This window comes from candidate division WOR-3 bacterium, assembly GCA_029858255.1.
In the GTDB taxonomy this organism is placed as follows: domain Bacteria; phylum Hydrothermota; class Tepidihabitantia; order SM23-42; family SM23-42; genus SM23-42.
This window is the reverse complement of the sequence record JAOUFJ010000007.1, coordinates 46,532-64,856: the sequence shown is the minus strand read 5'-3', so window position 1 is coordinate 64,856 and position 18,325 is coordinate 46,532. Positions and strand designations below refer to the sequence as shown.

Annotated in this window: 19 protein-coding genes; 15 read left to right on the top strand and 4 right to left on the bottom strand. The window is 48.1% G+C overall.

Features of this window, described 5'->3' with window-relative positions:
* Positions 1-18: 18 nt before the first annotated feature.
* The 8 genes from OEV79_05165 to OEV79_05130 all read left to right on the top strand — a co-directional run bounded on the left by OEV79_05165 (position 19) and on the right by OEV79_05130 (position 6,496).
* On the top strand, positions 19-942 hold the full coding sequence (locus OEV79_05165; protein MDH4210819.1) for a PhzF family phenazine biosynthesis protein: 924 nt from the start codon (positions 19-21) through the stop codon (positions 940-942).
* Positions 943-1,015: 73 nt separating this feature from the next.
* Positions 1,016-2,308, top strand: a complete 1,293-nt coding sequence (gene rsxC, locus OEV79_05160; GenBank protein MDH4210818.1) for an electron transport complex subunit RsxC — start codon at positions 1,016-1,018, stop codon at positions 2,306-2,308.
* Positions 2,287-3,306, top strand: coding sequence for an RnfABCDGE type electron transport complex subunit D (locus OEV79_05155; protein MDH4210817.1), 1,020 nt, complete (start codon positions 2,287-2,289; stop codon positions 3,304-3,306). The genes rsxC and OEV79_05155 overlap by 22 nt, the downstream gene beginning before the upstream one ends.
* Positions 3,303-4,199, top strand: a complete 897-nt coding sequence (locus OEV79_05150; protein MDH4210816.1) for an RnfABCDGE type electron transport complex subunit G — start codon at positions 3,303-3,305, stop codon at positions 4,197-4,199. Before OEV79_05155 ends, OEV79_05150 begins: the two co-directional genes overlap by 4 nt.
* Entirely contained in the window at positions 4,196-4,795 is a 600-nt protein-coding gene (locus OEV79_05145) for an electron transport complex subunit E (GenBank protein MDH4210815.1), read from the top strand. Before OEV79_05150 ends, OEV79_05145 begins: the two co-directional genes overlap by 4 nt.
* Positions 4,795-5,379, top strand: coding sequence for an RnfABCDGE type electron transport complex subunit A (locus OEV79_05140; GenBank protein MDH4210814.1), 585 nt, complete (start codon positions 4,795-4,797; stop codon positions 5,377-5,379). Before OEV79_05145 ends, OEV79_05140 begins: the two co-directional genes overlap by 1 nt.
* A 144-nt stretch (positions 5,380-5,523) precedes the next feature.
* On the top strand, positions 5,524-5,832 hold the full coding sequence (locus OEV79_05135) for a winged helix-turn-helix domain-containing protein (protein MDH4210813.1): 309 nt from the start codon (positions 5,524-5,526) through the stop codon (positions 5,830-5,832).
* 94 nt (positions 5,833-5,926) lie between these two features.
* Complete coding sequence (locus tag OEV79_05130; protein ID MDH4210812.1) at positions 5,927-6,496, top strand: nitroreductase family protein; 570 nt, start codon at positions 5,927-5,929, stop codon at positions 6,494-6,496.
* Between the two features lie 126 nt (positions 6,497-6,622).
* Here the strand turns inward: OEV79_05130 and glnA are convergent, their stop codons facing one another.
* On the bottom strand, positions 6,623-7,939 hold the full coding sequence (gene glnA, locus OEV79_05125) for a type I glutamate--ammonia ligase (protein MDH4210811.1): 1,317 nt from the start codon (positions 7,937-7,939) through the stop codon (positions 6,623-6,625).
* Positions 7,936-9,546: an L-glutamate gamma-semialdehyde dehydrogenase gene (pruA, locus tag OEV79_05120; GenBank protein ID MDH4210810.1), complete on the bottom strand. Its 1,611-nt coding sequence runs from the start codon at positions 9,544-9,546 to the stop codon at positions 7,936-7,938. Before pruA ends, glnA begins: the two co-directional genes overlap by 4 nt.
* A gap of 121 nt (positions 9,547-9,667) precedes the next feature.
* Between pruA and OEV79_05115 the strand changes: the two genes are divergently transcribed.
* Positions 9,668-11,227 (top strand): DUF4139 domain-containing protein, encoded by a 1,560-nt coding sequence (locus OEV79_05115; GenBank protein ID MDH4210809.1) that lies wholly within the window; start codon positions 9,668-9,670, stop codon positions 11,225-11,227.
* 29 nt (positions 11,228-11,256) lie between these two features.
* Here OEV79_05115 and OEV79_05110 read toward each other — a convergent pair whose 3' ends face one another.
* Entirely contained in the window at positions 11,257-11,670 is a 414-nt protein-coding gene (locus OEV79_05110; GenBank protein ID MDH4210808.1) for a hypothetical protein, read from the bottom strand.
* The gene (locus tag OEV79_05105) at positions 11,671-13,614 is read right to left on the bottom strand and encodes an SLC13 family permease (protein ID MDH4210807.1); all 1,944 of its coding nucleotides are present in this window, start codon (positions 13,612-13,614) and stop codon (positions 11,671-11,673) included.
* A 198-nt stretch (positions 13,615-13,812) separates the two neighbouring features.
* Between OEV79_05105 and OEV79_05100 the strand changes: the two genes are divergently transcribed.
* From OEV79_05100 to OEV79_05075, 6 genes are all read left to right on the top strand, one after another.
* Positions 13,813-14,256 carry an LEA type 2 family protein gene (locus OEV79_05100; protein ID MDH4210806.1) on the top strand — a complete coding sequence of 148 codons (444 nt, stop codon included), beginning with the start codon at positions 13,813-13,815 and terminating at the stop codon, positions 14,254-14,256.
* Between the two features lie 20 nt (positions 14,257-14,276).
* Positions 14,277-14,750 (top strand): MGMT family protein, encoded by a 474-nt coding sequence (locus OEV79_05095; GenBank protein MDH4210805.1) that lies wholly within the window; start codon positions 14,277-14,279, stop codon positions 14,748-14,750.
* 345 nt (positions 14,751-15,095) lie between these two features.
* The gene (locus tag OEV79_05090) at positions 15,096-16,121 is read left to right on the top strand and encodes a hypothetical protein (protein ID MDH4210804.1); all 1,026 of its coding nucleotides are present in this window, start codon (positions 15,096-15,098) and stop codon (positions 16,119-16,121) included.
* A gap of 12 nt (positions 16,122-16,133) precedes the next feature.
* Entirely contained in the window at positions 16,134-16,766 is a 633-nt protein-coding gene (locus OEV79_05085; protein MDH4210803.1) for a hypothetical protein, read from the top strand.
* Between the two features lie 8 nt (positions 16,767-16,774).
* A complete protein-coding gene (locus OEV79_05080; GenBank protein MDH4210802.1) occupies positions 16,775-17,593 on the top strand; it encodes a hypothetical protein in 819 nt (272 codons plus the stop codon).
* Positions 17,590-18,228 (top strand): hypothetical protein, encoded by a 639-nt coding sequence (locus OEV79_05075; protein MDH4210801.1) that lies wholly within the window; start codon positions 17,590-17,592, stop codon positions 18,226-18,228. Before OEV79_05080 ends, OEV79_05075 begins: the two co-directional genes overlap by 4 nt.
* Positions 18,229-18,325: the final 97 nt, after the last annotated feature.

Genomic DNA, 18,325 nt, shown 5'->3' with positions numbered 1-18,325 from the left:
TATATGTAATATTTTTCCATGCCAGGCTGGATTAAGGTAAAGAAATATAGTACGTTTACTGCATTACCTTATGGTGGAAATCCAGCTTGGGTTGTACTGGCGCCTGAGGAAATGACTGACCAGGATATGCTGGCGCTTGCCTCGGACCTCAATCCGATTTCCGATACTGCATTTGTTTTTCCCGAATCGACTGCCGAAGCAGATATGTCCCTGCGTTTTTTTAACGGCAAGAACGAGATCAACTTCTCAAGCCATGCAGCAATTGCCACGTATTTCGCCCTTAGTGGAGAAGGTTTGTTGACTTTGAAAGACCCCGAAACTATTATAAAACAAAGGACCAAGACCGGTATAAATTCGGTGGAATTGAGAGTAGAGGGAGAGAAGATAAAGAGGGCTGCAATCACGTTGGCAAAACCGACATATCTCGATCTGGAAATAAACTCGACATTAGTCTCAAGGTTCCTGGGACTTGCTGCTGAAGACATAACCGCGACAGGCCTGTCCATGGATGTCATTTCAACCGGCTTCTATGATCTTGTTATTCCCCTCCGTTCACTGAAAGACATGCGTAACATAAAACCCAACTTCTCTTTGATGGATAGTTACTGTGTCCGTCTCGGGATCAGCGGGGTGATTGTATTCTGCCTCCAGAAATTCGATGTCGAGAGCACGGCTTTCATGCGTCATTTTACACCGTCGATAGGTGTCAATGAGAATTCTATTTCTGGTTTGGCCGCTGGCACTCTGGGGTGCTATCTAATTAAGCATAAACTGGTCGATGACACAAATTTCTCCCGCATGATTATCGAGCAGGGTCATTTGCAGCAAAAACAGGGCAAGGTATATGTGCACATCGAGACGACGCGCGGTCAGATATACCGTGTAAAGATCGGGGGTAATGCGGTGCTCACGTGCACTGGCTATATCATCGCTCCTTCATAGAAGAAGTACAAAACACTAGCAATCTCAGTTTGTTTTTCTTGACGAGCCCATGATTTTGGCTATACTAGATGCCATGTTATCTGGATTTGCAGGCGGCGTGCATCCTCCCGAAAACAAGAATACCGATGAATGTGCAATCGAAGTGATGCCAATGCCGAAAAGAGTCTATATTCCTTTTTCGCAGCATACTGGGAAACCTGCCAGGCCTCTGGTAAAGAAAGGTGATGATGTTAAGATCGGTATGAAGATCGGCGAGGCCGATGGTTTCATCTCTGCTGCAGTTCACGCAAGTATTTCGGGTAAGGTTGTTGACATTGTAGACCATGCTCATCCGGTCATAGGTTCCGCACTCTGCTGTATCATCGAAGCATCCGATTCAGAGGATTGGGTAAAGGAAGTGAGTGCGGCGCGGGATCTCGGCAGCCTGACAGGAAAACAGCTGATCGATGCGGTTAAAGAAGCAGGGATCGTGGGACTGGGTGGCGCCGCATTCCCAAGCCATGTAAAGTTATCACCGCCCAAAGAGAAGCATATCGATACGTTAATAATCAATGGCTGCGAGTGTGAGCCTGTTCTTACGGCGGATCACCGGTTGATGGTCGAACATGCGGCGACGGTTATCGAAGGCGCCAGGATATTCCAGAAAATACTCGATGTGCCGAATCTCATTTTCGGGATCGAAGATAATAAGAAGGACGCGATCGGTCTTTTCAAACAGGAAGAGGTTCGGGTGGCTGCGTTGAAAACCAAATATCCTCAGGGTGCAGAAAAACAATTGATCAAGGCTATATTGAAGAGAGAAGTGCCCAGGGGAGGACTTCCGATGGATGTGGGGTGTGTGGTTCATAACGTCGGGACTTGTCATGCAGCGCTGATGGCTGTTAAATTCGGCAAACCCCTTATCGACCGGGTGGTGACGGTTGCAGGCGATGGTGTGAAGGAGAACAGGAATGTTCTTGTGCGTATCGGTACACCAGTGAATTCCGTGATCGATTTTTGCGGTGGTTACACAACTCAACCTGAAAAAGTAATACTAGGCGGACCGATGATGGGCATTGCGCAGTATTCAGACGCTGTGCCGGTTATCAAGGGGACTTCGGGTATCCTTGTCTGGAGCGGCGTCCGGGCCGTTGAGGAGGGTCCATGTGTGCGATGTGCGGCATGCGTTGATGCCTGTCCAATGGGACTGATGCCCACTGAGATATGCAGTTTTGTTAAAAACAAAAATATCGATATGGCCAATGCCTACGGTGTGCTCGATTGCATAGAATGCGGGTGTTGTGCCTACGTGTGCCCGGCGGCGATTCCGCTCGTGCACTACTTCAAGTACGGGAAGAGTGAAATATGGAGAAAGTCGAAGACTTAAAGAGATTATTCGTTGTTTCAGCTTCGCCTCACATCAGGTCGAAGCACAAAACCAGTATGGCAATGCGCATCGTGACGATTGCACTGTTGCCTGTACTGGCATACTCGACATATCTTTACGGTCTGCGCGTACTCTTCATAACTCTCATCAGCATCATCGCCGCAGTATGTGCTGAGGCCCTGCTCCAAAGAATGCTGGGAAAGAAGATCACGGTTGCCGACGGCAGTGCTGTCCTTACCGGCCTTCTCCTTGCCTATAACCTGCCGCCAGGTGTCCCATGGTGGCTGCCAGCGGTCGGCAGCGCTTTTGCCATAATCTTTGCCAAGCAACTGTTTGGAGGTTTGGGTTACAATTTCATCAATCCAGCTCTTGCCGGCCGTGCCTTCCTGATGGCATCATGGCCTTCATTGATGACCAAGGAATGGTTGTCCCCGATCGGTGGCACGCTGTCTGGCATCGATGGTATCAGCGCGGCGACGCCCCTCAGTCTCTTAAAAAACCCCGCCAATTACGGTGATCCTCAGGTCATCATCAGACAGCTCAACGATTTCGAGACAATACGCAATCTTTTTTCCGGCAATATCGGCGGATGTATTGGCGAGACCTCGGTTTTCTTCCTGCTCCTGGGCGGTTTGGTCCTTGTCTTCCTGAAAATAGTAGATTACCGTATTGTGCTCGGATATCTCGGCAGTTTCGCGCTGCTCGCCTGGTTGCTGCCGACGCAAGGGAGTGTTCTTTTCCATCTCTTCAGTGGCGGGCTCATTCTTGGAGCTTTTTTCATGGCAACCGACTGGGTGACCTCACCGATCACTAAGAAAGGCAGATGGATATTTGGGATCGGCTGTGGTATCATAACCATTATCATAAGAATCTGGGGCGGTTACCCGGAAGGGGTTTCTTATTCGATCCTGCTCATGAATGTTTTCACGCCCTTGATCGACCGATTGACGAAAGAACGTATCTTTGGCGAGCAGAAGAAAAAGGGAGTAAAGAAATGACCAGCATTCGGCAGATGATAATTACTTTATTTGTTGTCGCGGTGACTTGCGCGATTATCCTGTCATTCGTCTATGCGTTCACCGAACCGCGGATTGCCGAGACTCAGGCTCAGCTAACCCTGAGCGGTCTTGAAGAAGTTATCACAGCTTATGAATACAAGGTAATCATACCGGATACACTATGGCAGGCGGTCGATTCTTCTGGAGAAAATATCGGTGTAGTATTTCGCGTGTTTCCTCAGGGATATGCGGGTCCGATCCCGATAACCGTGGGTCTTGATAATGATGGCAAAATAACCGGGATCAGAGTTGCCAGTGCCGCCGAGGGGCTTGTTGAAACGCCCGGTCTTGGAGCGAAGATCACGCAGCCCGGGTTCACCGAACAGTTCAAGGGTAAAACCGCAACCGATGTTGCTCTTGAACAGGAGGGTGGTTCGATCGACGCAATAACGGCGGCAACTATCTCATCACGAGCGGTAGCGACAGGAGTCAAGAAAGGGATCGAGATGTACGGTGCTTGCTTGATGCCTTCGTGCGATCCAGGGATTGTCTTCTCTGATGCTGATAAATTTGTCGAGGTAATAAAAGATACGCTCTGGAAAGCGGTGCGTGGCTCGGATACACTGGGCGTAGTATTCGTTCGTGTAGTACAGGGCTATCTCGATGACATAAAATTCATGGTGGGATACAGCGCGGAGAAGCGTATCACCGGAATTTCTATTCTGTATTCGCAGGAAACCGAAGGTCTTGGTGAAGTTATACGGGAAGAGGAATTCCTCGAGAAATTCAAAATCGGCATCCCCGAAGCGATCAGTGGCGCGACCGTTTCTACGAAGGCACTGATCAACGGTGTAGTCAAGGGGATCGAACGGTTTGAGGAATACATAGAGTGAGCAGGCTGAATATCTTCACGCGGGGTTTGATCAAAGACAATGCGGTCTTTGTTCTCATGATCGGTCTCTGTCCTGCACTGGCAACGTCGAGCACGGTGCGTGATGGATTCGGCATGGGTCTCGCCGCGACCTTCGTGGTCGTGTGTTCGAACCTTATAATTTCCATGCTGAGGAAAAATATTCCGAACGAGGTGAGGATCCCGATATTCATTCTAATCATTTCCACTTTTGTGACGATGATTGACTATATGATGCAGGCGTTTCAGCCTGACCTGTACCGCGCCCTCGGCGTCTTCGTTCCTCTCATCGTTGTGAACTGCATGATACTGGGAAGGGCAGAGGCATTTGCATCAAAGAGATCGGTCATTGATTCGGTACTCGACGGTCTGGGGACAGGATTGGGATTCACCATTGCTCTGACCATAATGGGAACCCTCCGTGAGGTTCTGGGTAATGGTACTTTTCTGGGCATGACCGTATTCGGCGAAGCATTCAAGAATTCACCGGTTATCTTTATGATCATGTCGCCCGGAGCGTTTCTTGTGATCGGTATACTCAAAGCTTTGATAAACAAATACGTGAAGAAGGAGTTGTGATGAAAAGCCCGGCACTCATATTCCTCGGCGCGTTCCTGGTGAACAACATCGTATTGATGCGTTTTCTGGGTTTGTGTCCTTTCTTTGGGGTCTCGAGCACCGTGGAGACCGCAACTGGTATGGGCATGGCGGTGATATTCGTCATGACACTTGCCGCTTGGATCACCTGGATCGTTTTCAACGCGGTGCTCTTGCCGTTGAATCTTGTATTTCTGCGCACTGCAGTATTCATTCTGACTATCGCATCACTCGTCCAGCTGGTTGAAATGTTTCTCAAGAAATCATACCGGGCATTATACAATGCCCTTGGTATCTATCTTCCGTTGATCACCACAAACTGCGCGATACTCGGCGTTACTTTTCTTAATATCGATAACAAATTCAGTTTCATTGATGGTACGGTCTTCGCGATCGGGACCGGGGTCGGTTTCACGCTGGTCATCATCACCTTTGCCGCCATCCGTGAACGGTTGGACATGGCACCGATCAACCCATCACTCAAGGGCTATCCGATTTCATTCATCGCCGCCAGTCTCATGGCCCTTGCCTTTCTCGGCTTCAGCGGCCTCTTCGGCCTGACATAAACTTATAGCATTTCCAGCAATACAAAATCCTCGTGCCAGTTGTCTTATCACAGTAACATCTTTATGAAGACTTCGGTACTCTGGTATTCTGGTAATTACCAGAATACCAGATTGACACAGCCGACTGTTGCAGTATAATGTGATATGCGAAGAAAAATGCCGGAAACCCATTACCGTGCTTCTCGATTTTGCCGCGTATTGGGTAATCCTACGGCATACGAAATTCTGACGATACTCTCAAAGTCGGAGAAGACGCCTACCGAACTCTCGAAGGACATCGGGCTTTCCCTGAAGACGATATCGGAGACGCTGCGAAATCTCAGACAGATCAATCTGGTGAGGTACACGACCGAACAAAATCGTAAGATCTATTTTCTTAAAGACAGATCATTGATCCATGCTCTACAGTACATAGAGCAATACGTTGAGAAAATGAGGGTGAAAAAATGGTAGTCTGGCACTCTGGTAATTACCGGAATGCCAGACATGGGCGTTTGGGGTACGTACAATATTGTGTTAGGAAGCATGAATTGGGTGGAGGATATGCATGGATGTGTTTGAGGCGATAAAGTGGCGCAGGAGCGTGCGCAGGTTTTCAGCGCAGAAGATAGAGCGTGACAAGGTTTTGCAGATATTGGAAGCGGCTCGGCTCGCGCCATCATCCAGTAACCGTCAGGCATGGCATTTCGTTGTCGTAGATGACCCCTCGGTTATCAAGCAGATACCCGGCACCGTACCCGTAGGTACCCAGCGCATAATTGCTTTTATGAATGATGCTCCGCTGGTCATCGTTGGTTGCTACAGCAAAGCCTTTACCCATTATGTTGCGCAGTTAGCCGGGCATGAGAATCATCTCGTCGATGTGTCGATCGCCATGACCCACATGACTCTTGCCGCAACCGAATTGGGGATTGGCTCTTGTTGGGTCGGTTGGTATGGTGAATCAAAGCTGCGCAATCTGTTGAAAATACCACGAAAATACAGAGTGGTGGTTCTGCTGGTTTTGGGGTACCCTGCTGAGCCGTCAACAAAGGAGTCGATCGCCGGTATACCAGCCAGGTCACGTAAACCTTTAAATGAGATCGTATCCCATAACAAATTCGGCGAAAACTACTAGTTCCAGATAATATAAAAAAATCGATACAGGAAATATAATAAAAAAACGTGGCAGTCTTTTGGACCACCACGTTCGGGAAATATCAATATCAATGTGATCTATGTTTTCATCACTGTAATCGTTGAGCTAGTATAGCTCAAGATATTTATCCACTTCCCATTTCGATACCTGGATCGAATACTCATCCCATTCTCTCAGTTTGATGTCGTAGTATCTCTGGAATAATGTATCGCCGAGTGCACTCTTGGCGAGATCGCTCTGCCTGTAGTATTCGAGCGCCTGATAAAGTGAACGGGGCAAAAGGTCTATTCCTTTATCCTTCAAGACATTGGTTTCGAGCGCGTACACGTTCTCTTCCACTGGTGCTGGAGGTTTCAGCTTACTGCTGATCCCCTCAAGACCGGCTCTGAGCACAACGGCGAATAGCAGATATGGATTTGCCGAAGGATCGCAGGAACGGAGTTCTATGCGCGTGCTTGTATATTTTTTCGGGCTAATTTTGGGGACACGGACCAGTGCAGAACGATTCATGCGGCCCCAACATATATATACCGGAGCTTCGAATCCTGAAACCAGTCGTTTGTAGGAATTAACCAGTGGCGAAGTGAGTGCACTTATTTCTTTCATGTATTTAAGCACACCTGCGAGATAACCATAGGCTAATGCGGAGAGTCCGTAATCATCTTTGGCATCGGCGAACAGGTTCTTTGCATTCTTGAATATGCTTTGATGGATGTGCATGCCGTTGCCCGGCGCTCCGAATAAAGGTTTAGGCATGAAAGTCGCGAACAGGCCGTATTCTTCCGCAACCTGTTTGATGACTATGCGCGCCGTAATTATGTTGTCGGCAAGAGTCAGGGCGTCTGTGTACAAAAGGTCGATTTCATGTTGTCCTTTGCCGACTTCATGATGTCCGGCCTCGAGTTGAATGCCGAATTCCTGTAGCCGGTCGCACATGGTCTTTCTTATCTTCAGACCGAGGTCACCGCCAAGGTCAAAATAACCTACGCGGTCATGGGGTAATGCCATTACCTTATCGCCGTCGCGTTTGAACAGGTAAAATTCCAATTCGGCGCCAACATAGAACTCCATACCCTTTTTATGCAGCACGTCCAGATTCGTCTTCAGGATGGAGCGAGGATCTACCGGAGCCGGCTTGTGGTCAGGTGCATAAACATCGCAGATGAACCGCGCAGTCCTCTCCTCGTCCCTTGGGATGATGGCGAAGGTCGCGGGATCCGGTTTCAGATACATGTCACTCTCGAAGATGCGGCCAAAACCCTCGACCGAAGAACCGTCAAACCAAATGCCTTCTTTCAGTGTCTTCTTCAAATGCTGTATGGGTATCGTTTCGTTCTTGACCGAACCGAGTACGTCTGAAAACCAGAGATCAATGAACCTGACTTTCTCTTTTTCGACCCTCTTGAATATGGTTTCGATCACTTCTTTCTCCGTTTCCTCTTGATGGTTCGGCGAGGTGTTTTCTTGCTTTTCTTCTTGGTGCCAACGTATTCGGCGATTGCTTTTGCCTGCGTGAAAAGCATGAGATAGTCAGGTCCGCCAGCTTTGGAGTCGGTCCCGGACATGTTGAAGCCGCCAAATGGCTGTATACCAACGAGGGCACCTGTGCACTTGCGGTTGATATAGAGATTACCGACGAAAACTTCCCGCTTTGCTTTTTCTATTTTCTTCTTGTTCTTCGTGTAGACGGCACCGGTGAGTCCATATTCCGAGTCATTGGCCAGTTGTACGGCATGGTCAAAGTCTCTCGCTCGCGTGACACCGAGTACCGGGCCAAAAATCTCTTCCTGGAATATCCTATGTTTACTCTCGATATCGGCAATGACTGTCGGTCTGATGAACCATCCATCACCCGGTGCTGGATCACCGCCGCAGACGCAAGTTCCTTCGGATTTTCCGATCTTGATGTATTCAAGTATCGAATTGTAGGCGGACTCATTGATCACGGGTCCCATGTAATTCTTATAGTCTTTTGTTGGGCCAACCGTAATTGCTTCAACCGTCGGAATGAGTTTCTTCATGAACGTATCGTAGATCTTATCATCAAGTATTAACCGTGAGCAGGCAGAACATTTCTGGCCCTGGAATCCGAATGCCGAAGTTCTGACACCTGCTACAGCACTATCGATATCGGCCTCTGAGTCTACAACGATCAGATCCTTCCCGCCCATTTCAGCTACAACTCTTTTAATCCATATCTGGCCGGGTTGCGTTTTTCCTGCTTGCTCGACAATCCGGAGGCCAACGGGCTTTGAACCTGTGAACGCTACAAACCGTGTTTTTGGATGCCGGACCAAATAATCACCTGCTATGGCGCCGGGTCCTGTAAGAAAATTGACAACGCCCACAGGGACCTTTGCTTCTTCCACAATTTCCATGAACATGGCGGCGATCCCCGGTGAATCGCTTGACGGTTTTAATATGACCGTATTTCCGCTCACGAATGCCGCCGTTGTCATACCCGCCAAGATCGCCAATGGGAAGTTCCAGGGCGGGATTACGGTACCAACCCCGAGTGGAATGTAGACCTGCTTGTTGATCTCCCCCGGATATTTGTAGAGTTTCGGTCCTTTATCGTAACGCAAAGCCTCAAGTGCATAATAGTCGCAAAAATCTATTGCCTCGGCAGTATCGGCATCGGCTTCAAGCCAGTTTTTTCCTTCTTCGAGAACCATCCAGGCGTTAAGTTCAAAACGGCGCCGGCGCATGATATTAGCCATTTTGAAGAGATAGTCTGCTCTTGTTTTGGCCGGAGTATATCGCCAGGATTCGAAAGTTTGGAGCGCGACCTGCATGGCTCGCTCGGCCGTCGGCTCATCTGCTTTCTGGAAGGTTCCGATAACTTCACCCTTTTGTGACGGGTTGTATGAATGAAATTTGTTGTCTAATCTAATCCTTTCGCCGCCGATTATTATGCTGTATTCCTTCCCGAATTGGGATGCAACCTGGGCAATGGCTTTCTCCATTTTCTTTCGGGTTTCTGCTTTCGTAAAATCATTGTATTTCTCTGTTCTAAATTGCTTCATCAGGCCTCCTTACATGCCCATTATAGTCAGGGAAAGACCAAAGTCAAGAAAATTAGGTTTTCATATAGGATGTGCACTATTGACTACATACCTCTCAGGAATAAACTAAGGTCGAGGAGGCGACATGATTGTATTATTTTGTTTGTTTTCAACGGTTGCAGTCAATTCCAAGGTAGATTCTATCGTGCTGTACAGTGACCGCGTTATGGTAACTAGAGTTACCGATATCAACCTCGACATGGCAACCGAACTTATCTTTGCTGACCTGCCCGGTGCGTTAGATGACTTTTCGGTACGTGTCAGGGCGCAGGGTCTGAAAGTGGGCGAGGTACAAGTGAAGCGGGGATATGTTGACAAACCGCACCCGATGGTCAAGCAGCTTGAGGATTCGTTAAAGGTTCTCGAAATCAGTAATCGCCAATTTGCTGACGAAATATCTGTACTACATGAGAAAGAAAAATTCTTACAGAGTATTGCGGTTGGTGGCCCTGAGTTGGTATCAAAAGAAATTCTTACAGGCAGGGTTGCGCCTGAATCGTGGCGTCAAGGTTTGCGGTTCATGGTCGATGAACTCATTACAACGAAGAGGAGGTCGGCTGAGATCGAGCGTTTGCGCGTTGAATTGCAGCAGGCAATTGGTGCCGTGACACGTGAACTTATTGACTTAAAATCCACAGTCGGTAATCGCAAATCAATTGTCTTCGACTGTCACCCTGATTCACCCGGGAACTATCGAATCAAAGTTAGTTACGTAGTCCGAGGCGCCAACTGGCGTACTTATTATGAAGTCAGGGCAAATCCATCTGTTAAGAAGATCAAACTCACCTATTTCAGCAAGATCTATCAGCGTACTAATGAAGACTGGGAGAACGCGAAAGTAGTTTTGTCAACGGCGAAACCAGGTATGGGGGAGATACACCCAATTCCCGTGCCCTGGTTCATTACGTCACGGGCAAAAAGATCGCAGGTTGTCTATTCGGCGCCAACAGCAGTAGCCGAAGAGGGGATTGAAGTTAGGGGTGTGACCGCAGTTGCCGCAGTGGCAACACCAGTCGAAGCCGGCGTATCTGTTTGGTACCCACTTCCTGGGCGCTACACCGTAAGGAGTGGTGAACCGGAGAAGAAAATACGACTCCTCGAGAGAGAATTTGATGGCGATTTCAAATATTCCATTATCCCTAGAGTAACTCTGTTTGCTTATTTGACCGGTGAATTGCAGAATAAATCCGATTACTTATTTCTATCTGGTGAGGCAAGTACATATGTGGGGGATGATTTCACCGGAAGGGTTCAAATGCCGACGATTGCGCCCGATGAATCTACAACAGTATCATTTGGAGTCGACGAAAGGGTTAGGGTGGAAAGAGAGTTGCAGAAATCAAAGGTTTCGCACGGCGGTCTTTTCAGCAGCAAAACAAAGCATGAATTTGTGTACGAGAACAATGTCAAGAATTTTCATGACAAAGAGATCGAGTGTACGATCGTCGACCAGATCCCCGTTTCTCAGGATCCGGATCTGAAAGTGAGCAGTGTCAAACTGGAGCCCAAACCAACTGAGGAGAATAAGGATCGTGGCATATATTACTGGCGTGTACCGATTGCTGCGGGTGCTGAGTACAAAATTATGGTCAGCTTTACAGTTGAGGCACCAGCCGATAGAGAGATCGACGGACTATTGCCTTAGCCCGGTATTTCGTTTATTGACTCTGCTGTCTAATCTTCGGGCGCCAGCAACAAAATAGGCACGTGGAACGAGCCGTATAGTGTTTCAAGGACAACCGGATCTATTTTGCCGACAACAACCAGCATGCCGGGATTCATTTTTCTGATCTCCGTAAGGAGCTCTTCGGGGAGGCGCATTTCCTTTGCGGCAATGTTCACCTGTAGGCCGTGTTTGCTGAATAAGTCCTCGAGGTGATAAAGATTCGTATAGGTTTCGTGGAGCATTCTTTCACGGACCTCGGCCTCCTTGGCCCCTTCATTCGATGCGACTCGTGTAACTGCATGTCGGTCGACCGGCGATATGATTTGGATGAGCGGTTTGAAGTGCTGCATCATCTTTATGCATAATACTATCGAATCTTCGGTGGTGTGAGTATCGAAAACGACAACAAGAACTTTATCCATTTAAGGTGAGAGTTTGATCTGGATCATCAATGCAATACAGACAAAGACTACGGAGATAATGACCACGGGCAGGCCATAGCGGAACCAGTGGCCAAACCGTATCGACCTTCCGGTTATCTCTTCATACCTCGAAAGAGCGACAACGTTGGCACTGGAACCGATCATGGAGAGATTGCCGCCAAAACAGCCGCCAAAAAGCAGTGCCCACCAGAGGATCTCAGCGTGTGGCAATCCGATATTCTTGAGGTCGAGGACAATGGGAACGAGCGCTGCGATGATCGGGAGGTTATCGACAAAACCCGACGCGATCGCGGAGAAGAATAACAAGATGACCATTGCCACAACCGTGGTTTTAATATCAGCCGGGATGAACGGTATGGTTATATTCTGGGAAATATTCTCCAGCAGGTAGGCGATTTTCGCGGTTACTCCTGTATACTCCAGGCACGCGGCGTTGGCGAAGAGGAACATGAAGAACAATATTGTCCACCAATCAACATCCTTGACAAGGAACTTCTTGCCGCGTTCCTTTGAAACAAAGAGGATGGCGCCGACGACGACAAGCGGCGCGGCAACGATGACGGTCGCTTCTTTGAGTTTCAGAAGGGTTTCAATGACCTGGTGGGTACTGATCAACCCAACCAGTACTACGAATGTGATGATCGACACGTAGAATTCTCTGCGGTCCCGGACGTCTTTCCATTCGTCCAGAGCACCCATATCCTCCTGGACACTTCCTGGAATTAATTTACGGAACAGGTAGAGTGTGAAGAATGTGATCACGATCGCCGCGGACAGCGAGAGCGGTGTTGCCCAGCGCAGGAAGTCATTGAACGTCAGATTTCCGGCAAAGGCTATATAGATACCGATCGGGTTGCCGATGAGCGTCAGTGCCGAGCCTATATTGGTGGCAAATACGAGACCGATCACATAAGGAAATGGCTCAATGCGGAAACGCTTGGCTAAGCCGATAGCAAGCGTGGTTGTCACAATGATCCCGCTGACCTCGCCGGTAAGCCCGCCAAGGATGACCGATAAAAGGAGAAGAAAGATATAAAGGGTGCGGGGTCTTGGGCCGATCTTCTTCATGACCTTGGTAATGACAAATTTGAACACGCCGTTGCTGTCGAGCCAGGCGACGACAACCATCATTGAAATAATGAAGAGTATTGTTGGAATGCTCATGAACCGGACCGTCGTGTCGAGGTCCATAACACCTGTAAAAAGTAGTATTCCTAGCGCCGTTGCGGCAATGGCCACCCGGTATTGCCAGAAGAGCAGCGTGCCGACGCCGATCGTGAAGAAGATAGTGAATGTCACAATTTGCTTGGTCACCCAGGGTGTTTCATTGAAACGAAGATAATCCAGAGCGATTGCGCTCTGAGTCGGTGCGATCGAAATTCTGGGGACGAAATAAGCAGCAAACAAATAGGCGCCAAGAATGATCCCCAGGAGGTAAAAATATCTGCGGTTATTGTAGAAGAAATTGGTGACCCGCGGTTGTACCAGCGTACGGTATGCATCATGACTTGTTCGCGCGCCCAGAAGTTGCTTTTTGGTTTCTGGATTGTGCAAGATTGTTGCGAGGCGGCCAAGGATCTTCAGGTATGTTTCTCGCTGGTTCTCCGGAGCAAGGACGAAAAATAGGACCTTTACCGGTGCGCCGTCGGCGGCGCTGAAATCGATGCCTTTATCAAGCAGCAGCGTGATGACAACAGGTTTAGATAGTCCGGTGATGAAGGCGTGGGGGATTGCTATGCCGTCGCCGACGCCGGTTGACCCCTTTTGTTCGCGTGCCAGTAATTCTTCAACGAGCCCTTCGATATTCTCTATGTGGTTCTTTTCCTTGAGCGTCGCGCCGACGAACCGGAACAACTCCTCTGCCTTTGCCGCGGGCACTTCATAGATTAAGTCTTTGTGAATAAAGTCACTGGTATGGTTCATAGTTTGGAGCGAATTATATGCGAGTTTTTCCGAATTACAAGGTCAATGTTTTACGTTCGTGACTTCTCCGCAGGCGAAAGCCCTGCCCTACGTACTCCCCGATGAATCGACCCACTGCAGTGTTATGTAGTTGTTTGATTTATCAAACGATCGAGGATTAAATTGTTGACTTTTGTACAGGTGTTGTTATATTAATCCATGAAGAGAATACTAGTTCTTACAGTTCTGCTATCTTTGGTCCTTTCGTGTGCCAGCATAAAGGAACGTCTGGCAATAAAAGAATGCAAGTTCTCACTAATCTCAGTAAAACCATATTCTTTTACATTCAATAATCTCAAACTGGATTTCGATATAAAGGTCGATAACCCCAACAATGTTGATGCGGTGCTCGACAAGTTTGTCTATACTTTTTTCGCGAATAACACGCAGGTCTTCACGGGTACGACCGGCAACAAGGTTACGGTTGAAGCCAAGAAGTCTGAACAATTCACCACAACGATCACCCTTGAATACAATGCAATCGGACAGGCATTGGCTGAGGCAATGAGATTGGGTTCGGCAGCCTATCGTATCGACGCGCGAGCGTATGTCACTACAATACTTGGAGAAATAAGCTATCCTGTTAGTATCGAATTGAATTAGTATCCGTATAGGGGGAATGCATGCCTAAGAAACGCAGATCATGGCATGAGAAACTGCACGATAGTAAGGGTTTGCCCAAAGTAATCGAGATAAATGACAAGATTGGCAAGAAGTGGGGAAGTGGTACATTGGTCATCCCGGCTCCAGTAGAAGTCGATGAAGTCATGAAAAAGGTACCCAAGGGAAAATTGATCACGATAAATGACATACGCGACTATATGGCCAAGAAATACAAGGCTACGATCGGCTGTCCGATCACGTGTGGAATATTTGCCTGGGTCGCCGCACATGCCGCGCATGAAGATTGGCGGGCAGGGAAAAAGCGTATCACACCTTACTGGCGGACACTCAAAACAGGTGGCGTCATCAATGAAAAGTACCCGGGTGGCGTCGACGTGCAGAAGAAGCTTCTGCGACAGGAGGGGCATAAGATTGTGAAAAAAGGCAAGAAATATGTTGTCGTTGATTTCGAGAAACGGCTTGCGAAACTCTAGTAACGGCTCTCGCCTTGTACCCTGGTCAGTGCAAGGAGTCCCGCATCTTCGCGTTCTTACGTGTGTTGGACCTTTTGAGAGTATACAATCGAAAGTGTCTGTGACAGGTTGGTTTTGTTCGTTTTTTTCCCTCTCGACAAATTCCTTTTTTTGTGTAGAATAGACGGGCTTGCGTTACTTTTCATCTGAAAGATCGCCATTTAAGGAGGAAATATAGTCCACCTGTTCGTCATCTTAGGTCTCTTTGCTCAGTCGCCGAGTGATGTACAAGCATACGACACACCCAATGATGAAGGTAATTCGATCACAATAACTTGGGAACTGTCGCTGGCCGACTCCGGAAAAGTGGGTATATTCCAGGGCTATTTTGTATATCGCAGTGAATCCTTGACCGAAGAATTCAAGAATATTGGTTCTGCCGCTCCGGGTGTGACAAGTTTTGAGGATAACAGCGACACAAGAGACGGTAAAGAATATTTCTACTTCATAAGAACCCAGACCGGGTCCGGCCATCAAGACTCGCCGATTATTGGACCTGTTGTATCGAGAGCTCAGTGGTTCAATACGCAGCGGATGAACGTTTTGGTGGTTACCTTGTTGGTTTCGGTTCTCGTTGTTTACTACATACGTCGTGCACACGCCGGTGACAAGCTGTTTGTTCGTAAGATAGCTGGATTAGATGCGATAGACGATGCCGTAGGTCGCTCAACAGAAATGGGCAGACCCATACTATATTCATTTGGGTTGGGCTATCTCAATGAAGTCTGGACGATCGCTTCGCTATCCATTCTTCATCGCGTCGCCCAGAAATGTGCAGAGTATTCGACGCGTCTGCTAGTTCCGCAGTATGATCCTCTGGTGATGTCAGCTGCTCAGGAAACTGTCAAGCAGGCTTATTCGGAAAAAGGACGACCCGACCTTTATGATGAACGAGACATCGCATTCCTCACTGCTGACCAATTTGGCTACGCCGCTGGTGTTGATGGTATGGTGCTGAGAGAGAAGCCGGGTGCCGTTTTCTGGCAGGGCTATTTCTATGCGGAATCTTTGATTTTGGCTGAGACCGGCCATTCGGTTGGAGCCATTCAGATTGCAGGTACCACTTCGGTTGAACAGGTACCATTTTTTGTTGTCGCATGTGATTATACACTTATCGGGGAGGAAATGTATGCTGCATCATGTTATCTCAGACCTGAACCGCAGATGTTGGGGAGCTTGAAGGGTGAGGATTTTACCAAGGCAATAATCCTTGTATTCTTGATCTTCGGCACGTTCCTGGGCACACTTGACGTCCTGTTGCAGCATTTATTCAATGTTGATAGCCTTCATGTTCTTTTCTTAAACATCGTGCAATGGTTTAATACTTTCTAAGAAGGAGTATTGATGAAGCGAGAGATTCCAATCATCATAACGTTTCTGACCGGCGTATTATGCGTCGTTGCTTTTTTTGTTCCACATCCACCATTGGGGGGTTTACAACAGCGTTTCCTCATCTGGTACGCCATTCTTGCGGGTTTCACAATGATCTTGGGCTTGGATAGTCTCGTCAAATACAATGTCAAGAAAATCCGACAACGTAAGCAGGGTTGGCAATACAGCTACGTCTTGCTCTTTGGTCTTGTACTGGTTCTTGTAACGGGATTTCAATCTTGGTTCAAGTATGACACGCCCTTCGAGTTGCGTTCCGCTTTTATGTACACGTATATACATATGATCGTACCGCTTCAGGCAACAATGTTTGCGCTCCTTGCTTTCTTCATTTCCTCGGCTGCCTATCGGGCTTTCCGTGCAAGGACTTTTGAAGCAACTCTTCTTCTCGTTGCTGCCGCGATCGTCATGCTTGGTCGGGTACCCGTCGGCAAGATGATATGGGACCAACTTCCAGTATTTTCAGATTGGCTTCTTAACATACCACAGCTTGCGGCCAAACGTGGTATCCAGATCGGCGTGTACCTGGGTGGGGTGGTGATGTCTCTGCGAATTATTCTTGGCATAGAACGGACATACCTGACATAGAAGGTTTCATGAGACTGTTCGACAGACTCGCCAATATCGATCGAAGAATAATATACCTTGCAGTCGGATTGGTTGTGGCAATACCGATAGTATTGAAATTGAAGATGCCGATAAGGATCAGTAGTGAAGTCAGGTCAGCCTACGAGACAATCGAGAATCTTCCTGAGGGTTCGGTCGTATTGGCTTCCATCGACTACGATGCGACCAGCGCGCCAGAATTGACGCCGATGTTCCGCTCGTTTCTGCGTCAGTGTTTCCGCAAGAAGCTGAAGGTCATCTACACTGGGCACCTGGCTATTGGTCTTCCGCTTGCCCAGTTTGATCTGGATTTGATAACGCAGGAGTGCAATGCTGTATATGGTGAGGATTATATCAACCTCGGCTATCGGCCCGGTTACACGGCAGTAATGATTGGGATCGGGCGTGAAATAAGAGATTTCTTCGCGGTAGATTACAAGGGCGTGCCCGTGGATAACTTCCCGATAATGAAAGATGTTCACAACTATAGCGACATTGCATTGATCGTTGATTTTGCGCACGGCCAGACAGCCGAATATTGGATCCAGTATGTGGTGTCGAGATTCGGCGTGCGTATGTTCGCCTGTGTTACTGGTGTCATGGCACCGAGTCTGTATCCATATCTCCAGTCAGGACAGACTACAGGTATCATCGGCGGCCTGCAGGGTGCGGCCGAATACGAGACGCTCGTTGGGCACCCGGATACTGCTGCATTTGGCATGCCGGCTCAATCCATGGCGCACCTCTTGATCCTTGCTTTCATTGTTTTTGGTAATATAGGCTACTTTCTCTCGAGGAGGAAGAAATGAATTTGCTTGGTACATGGATAGCTGCTGGCCTGACCATTGCCATTTTTTCTTTTCTGTACCGTGATAACCCGTTTTACAAATTTGCCGAAAATCTGTTTGTCGGTGTATCGGCCGGCTACTGGGTGATCTATATTTGGGCCTTTGATGTGAAACCCATGTTGGTCGACGAGTTCCTTCGGCAAACGGGCATAGAGAAGTGGATCCTCGTTATACCGGCAATATTTGGTTTGATGATGATCATGCGGTGGCTTCCGGGTGCTGCTTGGATCTCCCGGTGGCCAATAGCCTTTACGGTTGGCATTGCTGCCGGTCTCGCCCTCACTGCCCAAGTTCAAGGTTACATTATCCCGCAGATCCAGGCAACGTTGAGGCCATTAGTTTTAATAGGTAATGATACGTCAGAGACAGTTGGTCAATCAATCAACAATATTATGATTTTTGTCGGTGTGGTGTGTGCATTGCTATTTTTCTATTTCTCACGTGAACACAAAGGTGTGTTGAAAGTAGGTTCCAAGATTGGTGTAATGTTTTTAATGATCGGGTTCGGTGCGTCGTTTGGCTACACGGTGATGGCAAGGATCTCATTGCTCATCGGACGGCTCACCTTTCTGCTTAGAGTTTTCGGCATCCGATAACCTCGCGGGGATAGGTTCCGTAGAAAAGCGCGGCGTGGATTCCACCTTCTAGACTTTTCGATGAAAACACAATCAAGTGTCCCGAATGCATCAATAG